8 protein-coding genes are annotated in these 11,876 nt (G+C 70.4%); 2 read left to right on the plus strand and 6 right to left on the minus strand.

Going from position 1 to position 11,876, the window contains the following annotated elements; genetic code table 11:
• Positions 1 to 74 precede the first annotated feature (74 nt).
• Both AB0C20_RS31355 and AB0C20_RS31360 read right to left on the minus strand, forming a co-directional pair.
• Positions 75 to 2,507, minus strand: a complete 2,433-nt coding sequence (locus tag AB0C20_RS31355; protein ID WP_357569340.1) for a DUF4132 domain-containing protein — start codon at positions 2,505 to 2,507, stop codon at positions 75 to 77.
• A gap of 1 nt (position 2,508) precedes the next feature.
• Positions 2,509 to 2,901, minus strand: coding sequence for a hypothetical protein (locus AB0C20_RS31360; RefSeq protein ID WP_357181898.1), 393 nt, complete (start codon positions 2,899 to 2,901; stop codon positions 2,509 to 2,511).
• Between the two features lie 307 nt (positions 2,902 to 3,208).
• Between AB0C20_RS31360 and AB0C20_RS31365 the strand changes: the two genes are divergently transcribed.
• Entirely contained in the window at positions 3,209 to 5,089 is a 1,881-nt protein-coding gene (locus tag AB0C20_RS31365) for an ABC transporter ATP-binding protein (RefSeq protein ID WP_357182397.1), read from the plus strand.
• Between the two features lie 85 nt (positions 5,090 to 5,174).
• Here the strand turns inward: AB0C20_RS31365 and AB0C20_RS31370 are convergent, their stop codons facing one another.
• The 3 genes from AB0C20_RS31370 to AB0C20_RS31380 all read right to left on the minus strand — a co-directional run bounded on the left by AB0C20_RS31370 (position 5,175) and on the right by AB0C20_RS31380 (position 9,230).
• The gene (locus AB0C20_RS31370; protein WP_357181901.1) at positions 5,175 to 5,684 is read right to left on the minus strand and encodes a nitroreductase/quinone reductase family protein; all 510 of its coding nucleotides are present in this window, start codon (positions 5,682 to 5,684) and stop codon (positions 5,175 to 5,177) included.
• Positions 5,685 to 5,723: 39 nt separating this feature from the next.
• Entirely contained in the window at positions 5,724 to 8,357 is a 2,634-nt protein-coding gene (locus AB0C20_RS31375) for a hypothetical protein (protein ID WP_357569341.1), read from the minus strand.
• 114 nt (positions 8,358 to 8,471) lie between these two features.
• A complete protein-coding gene (locus AB0C20_RS31380) occupies positions 8,472 to 9,230 on the minus strand; it encodes a hypothetical protein (protein ID WP_357569342.1) in 759 nt (252 codons plus the stop codon).
• Positions 9,231 to 9,571: 341 nt separating this feature from the next.
• On the opposite strand from AB0C20_RS31380, the gene argS reads away from it, so the two are divergent.
• The gene (gene argS / locus AB0C20_RS31385; protein WP_357569343.1) at positions 9,572 to 11,290 is read left to right on the plus strand and encodes an arginine--tRNA ligase; all 1,719 of its coding nucleotides are present in this window, start codon (positions 9,572 to 9,574) and stop codon (positions 11,288 to 11,290) included.
• Between the two features lie 20 nt (positions 11,291 to 11,310).
• Here the strand turns inward: argS and AB0C20_RS31390 are convergent, their stop codons facing one another.
• Complete coding sequence (locus tag AB0C20_RS31390; protein ID WP_238686609.1) at positions 11,311 to 11,652, minus strand: metalloregulator ArsR/SmtB family transcription factor; 342 nt, start codon at positions 11,650 to 11,652, stop codon at positions 11,311 to 11,313.
• Positions 11,653 to 11,876: the final 224 nt, after the last annotated feature.

Below are 11,876 nucleotides of genomic sequence, written 5' to 3' on the forward strand. Positions count from 1 at the left end.
GGCGGGCGAGATCGCCACGGCGCTGCGAGCGCAGCTCGACGTCCTGGGCAAGGACTGATCACCGGGCTTTCCGCTCATCTGGCGAGCTGCCCGAGCACAGTGGTGTCGGTGATCGTGTCGTCGGCGGCCAGCATGAACGCCTTGGACAGGATCGTCGACAACATGGGGTCGTCGTCGAAGGGCAGGTGCAGCCGGCCCGTGCGGTCGCGCGCCGCGACGATGCAGAGATAGGCGTCGTCGGGCTCCATCATGATGTTGCCGGAACCGAGGTGGATCCGGTAACTGCGGATGGTGCCGCGGACATGTAGATACCGCTCGGAGAGGCGCACCCGATCGGCGATGTTCGTGCGGGGCAGCAGCCGAGCCAGTGCGTCCCTACGCACCTGCGCCGACGGGGTCAGCTCAGCGATGGCAGTGCTGTGCCAGTAGGCGTGGAAGCGATCCTCGCCGCGATCGGCCCACTGCGGGTCACTGGCGATCGAGGTGACGCCGACGAACAGGTCCACGTCACGCATCGCCTCGCTGAACACCAGCGGTGGCACCTCGACGACCGGCGTCGGTTGCCAGGTCGCGCCGTCGCGTCGGGCGAAGCGCACCTGGTCGGTGGAGCAGAACTCGACCTCGTAGCGGCGCTCATCAGTGTTGGCGACCAGTTGGTGGTGGAACGACGCCCGCCACATGCCACCACCGAAAGGCTTGGTGGCCTCGCTCTCGTAGCCGCCGTCCCAGGTGCCGAGGTATCCGGCCTGCCAGCCCCGGGCGCGGATCAGCGCGTTCGCCTGCCGGTAGCGCAGGATGTGGGCGGCGAACCGATTGGAATAGGTGTGCGTCCGCTCCTCGGCGGGAGTGAGCAGGTAGACCTCTCGGAAGGCCTGCTTGAACGGCTGCGTCAGACCGGCGGCGAGGACGTGCTCCCGCCAGGCGAAAACCTCGTCCGTCGTCGCGCGGACGGGATGCCAGAGCCGGACCTTGTCGCCGGGGACGGCTCGACCCTCCAGGTCGGCGATCGTCCAACCGCCGCTGTCGCGTCGGGGCAGGCCCGCCGTCCACCGGTGGCCGTCGGTGCTGGTCTCCCACACCAACCGCCGCCCGTAGGTAGCGGTGATCGGGTGTTCGAGGTATCGGACCGACCAGTCCGAGTACGACCAGGTGCGCTCCTCGGACAGCAGCCCTTCCACCCGCTGGCGCTCGCCGCTGAGCGTCGCGACAACGCGTTTGGCGAGGTCACGCAGTTGCTGGAGTTCCGAGCCGTACGCCTGCTTCACCGCTGCCGGAACGCCCTTGAGCGGGACGGCGTCACGGGCGAAGGTCAGGCGCGCCTTCTCGCCGATCACCTCGACCGCCGCCTCGTACGGCCCGACCCGTGTGCACACTCGACCGTCTTTGCCGAGCCCGTGGTCGTCGACGGCAAGCTCCATCACCTCGTTGAGCGACCACCCGCGCAGCGCCCCGAGGTTGGCAAGTGCGGTCTGGACGCGGCTCTGCACCGCCTTGTTCCGGACCGTTACCGCCAGCCTCGCCAGCGTGCGTACCGGCGCCTCGCCGTCGCGTCCCGCGAGCAGTTGAACGGCCGCCACCGCCGTCCTCTGCGCATGGGGGAAGCCCGGCGCCTGTCGTGGTGCCGCCGCCGCTGCGGCGGTGACCCGCGCCAACAGGTCCGTCGCCCGTTTGTCCGGCTGGCGCGACAGCGCCCAGACCAGGCCGCGGAGGAGGCGGTCGGTGTCTTCGTGCAGGGGTAGACCGTAGGCGGCGAATGCTTCCAGGATCGATTGCACGGCTGCGGTGCCGCCCGGTGTGCCGGCGAGAAGGTCGTCGACGCGGCGCTGCCACCTCGCTGGCGCTGTCGGCTTCTCCAGTGCGGCGCAGTGCGCCAGCAACTCCGGTACGCCCGGCGCGGCGAGGACGTCACCCAGCTCGGCGCGGGCGAGCGGCCCGAACCCGTCTCCGTCGTGGAGCAGCCAGGACGGCACGGCTCTGCCGGTGGCGCGATCGAGGCACGCACCGATCAGGTGGAAGGCGCGTCGTCGAGGCTCCGCTGCGACGAAGTGGTCACCGACCAGTTCGCTGACGAGGGCGTCGAGGGCGGGCACCAGGTCGGCCACCTCGGCCGGCGAGAGACGCGCGGCGATCACGGCCGGTAGCTCCAGGTGCGCCCCGTTGTCGTAGGACTCTCCGCGCGCGCAGACCTCCAGGCACCAGACGAGGTCCTCCCGCGTCCACTGCAGGTCGCCGTCGGCGAGGCTCCGCACCACATCGTTGAGCGCGGTGGGAGTCGAACTGGTCGCCGACTCCAGGTGCATGGCCAGGGCGGCGCTCCGGCGCAGCTCCACGGGCCACGTCTCGACCGCGCTCCACTCCGGCACGTTGGTCACCGAGAACCGCCAGTGGTACGTGCGGGCGGCGTGCAGAACAGCCCTGATTCGAGCGTCGGCCTCGGCGAGACCGCGCTCCACCTGACGTCGGTCCACATCGCTCAGGGCGGGAAGGAGCCCTGCCCAGTCGGCCATGTCAGCCACCCACCAGCGGAACGAGCCGTACGAACGCCACGTCCGGGTCGGCGAGCAGGTCGATCTCCTCGTCGAGGTCATCGATCTGGCGGTGCCCGACCAGCAGCAGGAAACCGTTGCGGGCGAAGGCCTTGCAGGCGGCATCCGCCTGCTGCTCCCAGTCGAGCCGCCGGCCCGAGGTGACCCGGTAGCCGTTCAGGGTGGCCTCCGTGTCGGTTGGCTGAACCAACCCCCGGAAGTGCTCGGGCTGCTGGGCGTTGAACCGGGCGACTTCCTCGCGGACCCGCAGCCGGACCAGCTCCCGAGCGGAGATGCGCTCCGGCAGCCCGGTCAACGGCCAGTGGTCGATGGCTTTCCCTGTCGCTGTCTCGTCCCGAACGATCGCCGTGGCCATGCCGCCATGCTCCTTGCTGTGAGGTGAGCGCGATCATGGCACGGGCGTCTGACGCGATGGAGTAGCGCCGAATCCGGCCACCAGGTCATCCATGACAGTCGGTGATCGGTCAATTGCTAAGGGCCATGGTCGGGTGGTCCAATCCTCCAGGAACCCGCCAATCCGCCTGCCCTGGCTGAGACGGCGACGGCTGCCGCCCCCGGGAGGTACGACCATGATCGAGACCGCCACCGCAGAGGCCCGCCGCGTGCGACCGGGTCATCCGGGCCCTGGGCGTACGGAGTCGGTGCTGCCGGAGCTGCGGGAGATGTGGTGGGAGACGGGGGTGCGGGCACGGGCGGAGGCCGGCCTCTTCGCCGTCTTCGCGGAACTGCCCAGGCTGGTCCGGACGGCCCTCGGCATCAGTTGGCGCGCGGACCGGCTCCGTACCGGTGTGGTGGCCGCCGCCACTGTCGGCGCGGGCGTGATGGCCGCCTTCGGCCTGCTGGCCACCCAGCGGGTGTTGGTGGAACTGTTCGCCGGTGGACCGACCGCGGACAAGGTGCGGGCGGCGCTGCCCGCGCTGGCCGTGCTGGCGGCGACTGTCGCGCTCCGCGCGGGGATGGGCATCGCCACCGGGTACGCGCAGAACGGCTTGACACCCCGGGTGAGCCGTGAGGTGGAGCGGGGCCTGTTCGAGGTGTCCACAGCGGTCCGGTTGGAGGCGTTCGACGCCGACGCGTTCGCCGATGACATGGAACGCGCCTCGCGCGGCACCGAGTCGACGATCGCGCTGGTGCAGGCGTCGATGAACCTGCTCGCCGGGCTGGCCGGGCTGCTCGCCGTTGCGGCTGCCGTCATTGTCATCCATCCGCTGCTGCTGCTGGCACTGCTGGTCGCCACGGTTCCCAACGCGTGGGCGTCGCTGCGGGCCGGTCACCTGCGCTACCAGACGTACAACGCCGGGTCGGTGCGTCGGCGTCGACTGTGGCTGCTGCACAAGCTGATGGCCGAACGTGCCTCGGCCCCGGAGTTGCGCTCCTACGGGCTGCGCCGGTTCCTGCTCGACCAGTACGACCGGGTGATGCAGGTGGAGACCGACATCCAGCTCGCCCTCGCCCGACGGGTCACCACTACCACCACTGTCGGAGCCATCGTCGGCGGTCTCGCGACCGGCACCGTCTACGCCCTGCTCGGGTTGCTGCTCCTCGACGGGCAGATCCCGCTCGCCGCCGCGGCGACCTGCGTCATCGCGGTGCAGTCCGCGCAGCGGTCGCTGTCCATCGCCACCTTCCAGGTCGACCACGTCTACACCCAGGGGCAGCACTTCGGCGACTACACCGGTTTCATGACCCGCGCCGACGCCTACCTACCGACCAGCACCGGACCCGTTGCGGCGGCCGATCCTGACCGGCTGCGGGAGTTGACAGTCAACGAGGTGAGCCTGCGCTACCCCGATCGGGACGACTCCGCCGTCGACGGCGTCACGTTGACGATCACGGCCGGCCAGACTGTCGCGTTCGTCGGGGAGAACGGCTCGGGCAAGACGACCCTCGCCGCGATGATCGCCGGCCTTCGCGCCCCTACCGAGGGCAGCATCGAGTGGAACGGCCGCCCGTTGTCGGACTGGAACGTCGACGGGCTGCGCGCCCGGATCGCTGTGGTGACGCAGGAATACCACAAGTGGCCGTTCACAGCGGCCACGAACATCGCCATCGGCGACGTCGACAGCGAGGCCCAACAGGACCGCATCGAGGCCGCCGCCGGCCGTGCCGTCGCCCACGACATGATCAACGAACTTCCACACGGGTACGAGACGCTGCTCGACCGGACCTTCGCGCGAGGCCAGGACCTCTCCGGCGGGCAGTGGCAGCGCATCACAGCGGCTCGCGGGTTCCTGCGCGACGCCGAACTGCTGATCATGGACGAGCCGTCCTCCGCGCTCGACCCCCGCGCCGAGGACGCCCTGTTCCAGACCATCCGGGATCGGAGAGGTAGTGCCACCACGATCCTCATCACGCATCGGCTCGCCAACGTCCGGCACGCCGACCGGATCTTCGTCCTGCACCACGGCCGGCTCGTCGAGGCCGGCACACACGCCGACCTCGTTGCCACCGGCGGCCGGTACGCCGAACTGTTCGCCCTCCAGGCCGCCGGCTACGACGCGAACCTGGCCGAGGGCCACCGGCACAACCCGACCTCCCGTTGAGGACTCGCGCTGGCGGCCTCGGCGCGCGAGCTAGCCGCGCCGTTGTCGGCGCGATCGTCCTGGTCGTGAACTTCGGCCTGGGTCGCTACCTCGCGTTCGGCCGTTGACCTGACGTTGGGGAGTCACCCTCCGATCTGGGCTCCAGCACCACCACTGTGGTCTCCGAGAGGCGCCGCACCGCGTGGGCGTCGAAGTTCTTGTCGGCCTCGCGCCAGCGTGGCCACAGTCGCGACCGCTCGTCGTCGGTGGCGGCGCGACCGCGCACCAGCCGCCGCCCGTCGGCGAGCTCGACTGACGCGTCCGGGTTGGCCTGGAGGTTGAGCCACCAGGCCGGGGCGCCTTCGCCCCACCCGTTCATCGCCACCCCGGCCAGGTTGGGGCCATCCTCGAAGTACGCGATGATGACGCTGCGCTGCTGACCGGTGCGGCGACCGATAGTGGTCAGCCGCAGCGTGCCCCACCGGTGCTCGCGCGGTCGCCACAGCCCCACTCTGCTGCCGGTGACCCGGTACAGGCCCCGGTGCACCGACCAGGCCAGCCGGATGAACCACCGCGGCGGAAGCCACGGGGCCTTCGTTGCCTGACCGTCCGACATGGTGAACCTCCCGTAGCGACGGATGATGATGGGTTGGCATTACCTGTGACGTGCGGCGTACGCCGCGAAGTGATCGGCCCAGCGGCGGGTGACGACCTCGGCGGGCTCGAGCCACTGGGTTGGTTGAGCGGGCAGTGGAAGGCCGACCGACTCCAGGAAGCACTCGACCGGGATCATCGAACGGGTTCGCGACGTCAGCCGGCTGAGCTCGTCTCGTAGTCGCTCCAGGCGGTCGCGGTCGCCGACGATCAGTGCGGTACAGGATTCGGCAAGTCCGTAGCGGTACCCGATGTCGCCCATCGACGCCTCGTCCAGGATTCGTAGCCGGTCGATGGTCGGCGCGATGTCCGTCGGGGCAGAGTGTCCCAGCAGGACAGTGGTCAGCAGCGCCGAGCGGGTCGCTACCAGGTGGCCGGACAGCTCGGCCTGCTCGGCGAAGTCGAGCATCTCGTCGGCGCTCACATCGCCGCGGAAGAACGCCCGCCGCATCAGCAGTGTGCCGACCTCTTCCAGGTACTCCCGCTGGCGACCGGCGCCGCGCAGCTTCGCCATCTTGTCGGGGACCTCGGCGAAGTAGCGCTCCGGCCGGCCATGGGCGTACTCCGCCACCCTCGTGATGAGGCTCCGCACCGGGAGCCCCTGCGCGGCCTGGTCGGCATCTGTGAAACGTCGCGCCAGGCTCAGCACCTGTGGACGCTGCCCCAGGTGCAGTGGCGTGGGCTTACGTGCGACCAGCTCGTCGAAGACGGCGAGCGCCTCGTCCCAACGCTGGTGCAGCCGCAGGGTGTAGCCCAGATGACGGCCCGCGGGCGTCCAGAGCGGGTGATCGGAGTCGAAGATCTCGCGGAGCAGACTGAGCCGCTCGTCCACGGGCGTCTCGATGGACTTGGCCGCGATGAAGTTCAGGACCAGGCGGCCGTACTCGGTGCGGCTCGCGGCCGGCACCCGGGACCGTAGGCCCTGCACCGAAGGACTGAACACGATCGCGCGTGACAACCAGTCCGCGTAGTTCTCGCTCGGAGCTGGCTCCAGCGTCGTGCTCTGCTCGCACACCAGCACTACCGCGACACCGATCAGGTCCAGGACCTCGCGATTGTCCTCACGATCCTTGGCATCGTCATGCAGACGTCGGACTGTCGCGGCGGCCCGGCCGGCGGCCAGTTCCCAGTCGCGCTCGGCCCAGCCGCCGGAGATCTGGTGGTCGGACCGGCGGATCGCCTCCCGGACGGCGTCGTGTATCCGGTACGGGAAGCGGTCGCCGTGGTGGCGGTCGATCATCGGACGCCGAACGGCCCGCTCGGCGCACCCGTGGTCGACGTCCGCCGCGGCCGCCATGAGGTGCGTGTCGAAGACCCGGAACAGGCACGCGGCCCGGATGGCCCGTTGCTCGTCGGCCGGAACGTCGTCGAGGATGCGCATCACCAATGAACCGAGGGAACCCGTGACGTCTTGGGCCTTCACCTGGCGTCCAACCCCGGCATCCTTGATCGAGATGGCGACCTGCCGGGCCAGTTCCAGATACTGCGGCAGCCCCGCCGACGATCGGACGAGGTGCTCGACGACGTCGTCGCTCATCGGCAGGTCGAGTCGGGTACGTCCGCGCAGGATCAGCGCCCGCGTGTCCGAGGGGGAGAGGTTGCCCACGAGATGCTGCCGGGGATTGTCCGAGGCACCCGGCACGAGCCCTGGCCAGGTCCACGGGCCACGGTGCGGAAGGTCGAGGCGGCTCTCGTCGTACCAGTCCAGCAGATCGCGCCCGGTCAGCACGAACAACACGTTCGGCATGCAGTGGATCAGCCGGTTGAGGTGCCCCTCCGAGACCCGTCGCGGGTCCAGGGCGAGCCGCTCGGTCGTGTCGACGAACACCGCCACCAGGGGCGACGGAACGATCTGGGCCAGCTCCCACGACAGAGCCGCGGCGAGTTCGCAGGCCAGGGCCGGTCGAGGCTCGGTGGGGCTCGGCTCGTCGGCGCAACGGAGCAGGAAATCCTCGAAGCCCGGGAACCCGTCGACGGCGAGCCGCAGATCACGTCGGCGCCGAAGTACGCCGACGACCTTCCGGACACCACGCACTCCGAGCGAGGCGGCCGTGCCACCGGCGAGGTCCGCCAGCGAGCCGAGGTCTTTGAGCACCTCGCCCGCCGTCTCCGCCACGGAGTTCTCCAGCTCGTCCCGCCCCCGGAAGCGTGGCAGCGGCTCACCGGGACGGAGGGCCGACCAGTAGGCGGTGAACGCCAGGTCGAAGACCGGCCAGCGGCGGCGGATGCCGGCCGCACCGGCCCTCAACGCGAGCAGTGCGGCCGGAAGGTCCATTCGACCGGCAGAGCCGTGCAGGTCGATGCGGGCCGTCGCGTCGACGGTGGTGGCCGGAGGTGGACCCCAGCCGTTGACGAGCGGGAGATCGTGACGGACCCAGGCCTCCAACCGTTCCGAGAGCGCGGTCTTGCCGATGCCGCCCAGGCCGTAGAAGGTCAGTACGTTGTGGCGGGCGACCCCGACCTCGTCGTCGCTGTCGAGCAGCTGGCGAAAACGGGTCAGTGTCGACTTGAACGCCTGGGACTCGCTCTCCCGGTCGGTGAACAGCTCGCCGGCGTGCGGTGGACCGTCGCGGTGCTCGCCACTGCCCGGGGGAGAAACCTTCATCAGCCGCCACATCCAGGTCGTCGACGTCACTGTGGACCGAGATCCTCTAGTCTCCGGGCGCGAGGGCGGCTCGGGTCCAGGTGTCCATGATCCGACGGAGAACAGAACCGGTCGGTGGAAGCCGTTGTGGCGGCGGCCTCGGGGTTACCGCTGCCAGGCGTCGATGGTGCCTACGCCGTCGCGGACGACCCGGTCCAGGATGGCGGGGTTGCCGCTGGTGCCCTCCCACCCCTGGTCGTCGAAGACCGTCACCGCGCTGTCGACGCGGGCCACAGCGATCTGGCTGGACGCGGTGCCGCCGGTGCGTTCGCCGTTCAGGCTCGTCTCGGGCCACGTCCGGGTCAGCAGCAACGCCTCGTCGCCGACCCCGGGCAGCGCCTTGCTCTTGACGGTGACGCGGCTTCCGGACTGGTCGTACGAGGGGCACGCCTGTAGGGCGGTGCGGAGCCGGCCCAGGTAACCCGAGGCGCCGTCGCCGTCGAAGGTGAAGATGGTCTGGTGGATCATCCCCTGCGGCACGTTGCTGGAGGGCTCGCCGGCCTTCTGGTAGGTGACTGTCATCGCGGCGCTCGCGGTGACCTGCCGGCCGCCGGTGCCGAACTCGTTGCCACACAGCTTCGGCAGGGCCTCCTCGACGGGCGTCGTCCGTCGAGGAGACTTCCGCAGCTCGGCGGGCAACTCGACGAAGGCCGAGGTCGGGATGGTCACCTGGGTGCTCGCGCTCGGCGACGGCGGGTCTGTCGGGGGCGCTGATGCCGACGCGGTGGCCGGCGCGGTGGTCGCCGGGGCCGAGCCGGGCGGATCCTCGGTGGCGGTGCAGGCAGCGGCCAGTGCGACGGTGCCGAGCAGCGCGAGCGCGCGTCGCGTACGGGCCATCGACAGTGGTGTGTATCGGCTCATCATCACCCCTCGTTTGTCCCGAGGACGTTCCCTGCCCCGAGTCGACCGAAACGACAGGGGGCCCCTCGGGCATCGGCGGGACCGCGGAAATGGCGTGTCGTCGCCTCGGCCGGGCCGCTAGGCTGCCCCGCATGACCAGCGTGATCGCTCAGTGCACCGGACTGTCGTGTGACGTCCAGGTCGGTGCGGGGCGACGCCGGCGATCCGTCGCCCGCCCGCGCTGACCTGTTTCCTGCGACCGGCGGATCGAGCCGCCGGTTGTTCGCTGGTCGTCCTCGGTCCGCCAGTATCTCCCCGTCAACGGCTCACGTGGCAGCGTGGGTCCGAGCGAGATCGGCGTACTCATGGATCTTGAAAAGTTGTTGTCCGACCGGCTGGCACCGGCGTTCGCGGCGGTGGCCGGCGGCCCGGTCGACCCGCTCGTGCGGCGGTCCCCGCGCGCGGACTTCCAGTCCGACGCGGCGCTGGCGCTGGCCCGGCGGCTCGGCCGCCCGCCGCGCGACATCGCCGCCGCGGTGCTGGCGCACGCGGTGCTCGATGACGTCGGCGTGTCAGCGGAGGTCTCCGGGCCGGGCTTCCTCAACCTGACGGTTTCCGACCAGGCCCTGGCCGACCTGGTCGCCGGGCTGGCCGGTGACCCCCGGCTCGGCGTGCCGCCGACCGCGACGCCGCAGACAGTGGTGGTCGACTACTCGGCGCCCAACGTGGCCAAGGAGATGCACGTCGGGCACCTCCGCTCCACAGTCATCGGTGATGCTGCGGTCCGGCTACTGGAGTGGCTCGGACACCGGGTGGTGCGGGTCAACCACCTGGGTGACTGGGGGACACCGTTCGGCATGCTGATCGAACACCTGATCGACCTCGGTGAGGCCGAAGCCGCGCAGAACCTGTCGATGGGGGACCTGGACACCTTCTACCGGGCGGCCCGGGTGGCGTTCGACGCCGACGAGGCGTTCCAGGAACGGTCGCGGCTGCGGGTGGTCGCGTTGCAGGGCGGTGACGAGCGGACCCGCCGGTTGTGGCGGCTGCTGGTGACGCAGTCAGAGCGGTACTTCCTGACCGTGTACGACCTGCTCGACGTGACGTTGTCCGCTGCCGACTTTCGGGGCGAGAGCGCCTACAACGACCTGCTCGCAGGCGTCGTCGACGACCTGGACCGGTTGGGGCTGCTGCTGCCCAGCGGCGGGGCCGAGTGCGTCTTTCCGCCCGGGTTCACCGGCCGCGACGGCGAGCCGTTGCCGCTGATAGTGCGCAAGAGCGACGGTGGGTACGGCTACCCGGCCACCGACCTGGCCGCGCTGCGGCAGCGCGTCGGCGAGTTGGGCGCCACCCGGCTGCTGTACGTCGTCGGCCTACCGCAGCGGCAGCACTTCGCGATGGTGTTCGCCGTCGCCGAGGCGGCCGGCTGGCTCTGCCCGCCGGCACGGGCCGAGCACCTCGGCTTCGGGTCCATCCTCGGTGCCGACGGGCGGATGCTGCGCAGCCGGGCCGGTGAGTCGGTGAAGCTGGTCGGGCTGTTGGAGGAGGCGGTCGCCCGTGCCACCGACCTGGCCCGGAGCAGGAACCCGGATCTGGACGCCGGGACCGCCGAGGAGATCGGCCGCGCGGTGGGCATCGGCGCCATCAAGTACGCCGACCTGTCCGTCGACCGGACCAAGGACTACGTCCTGGACTGGGAGCGGATGCTGGCGCTGGACGGCAACACCGCGCCCTACCTCCAGTACGCGTACGCCCGGATCCGGTCCGTGCTGCGGCGGGCCGGGACCGCCGTGCGGCCGGACGCCCCCATCGTCGTGGCGCAGCCGGCGGAGCGGGCGCTCGCGGTCGAGCTGCTCGGCTTCGCGGCGGTGGTCGGCGAGCTGGAGCAGAGCCTCGAGTTCCATCAGCTCGCCGGTTACCTGCACCGACTCGCGACAGCGTTCAACGCGTTCTACGAGCGCTGCCCGGTGTTACGTGCCACGGATGATCTGCGGGAGAGTCGGCTGCTGCTGGCCGAGTTGACCGCCCGGACCCTGCGGCAGGGGCTGCGTCTGCTGGGCATCCGCACAGTGGAGCGGATGTGACGAGCCGCCTTCCGGCCCGGTCAGCGGGCCCTCTTCGTCGCCCGCTTCCTGGGCGGCGTCAACAGGTCGGCGATCTGCGCGATCGCGGAGGGCACCAGGCGGTAGTACGCCCAGACCCCGCGCTTGTCGCGTTCGAGGAGGCCGGCCTCGGTGAGGATCCGAAGGTGATGACTCACCGTCGGCTGGGAGAGGTTGAGCGCCGCGGTGAGGTCACTCACTGACGCCTCACCTTCCGGCGCGGACTGGATCAGGCTGAGCAACCGGAGTCGCGCCGGATCGGCGAAGGCCTTCAGCACCCCCGCTAGCCGTTCGGCATCGGCCCGCTTGATGGGATCGCCGGTGAGCGGCGAGATCGCAGGCATGGCAGTTTTCGCAGTTCCCACGCCTGCCATAGTGACACCAACACCATCAATAAACCGGCAGATCCGGCACCAGCCCTCCGATGGCGTCCGGATGGCGACAGCGGAACCACCGAACGTGAGTCGAACGTCGACGTCCGTGGTGGCACACGGGCCGTGTGGAGCTTCGGGACGCAGCTGGTGGGCGGGGTGTGGGGTGCGGGCGGCGACGGCGGCGAACTGGTGGT

Origin of the sequence: Micromonospora sp. NPDC048843, from assembly GCF_040649965.1 — a bacterium.
Lineage (GTDB): Bacteria > Actinomycetota > Actinomycetes > Mycobacteriales > Micromonosporaceae > Micromonospora > Micromonospora hortensis.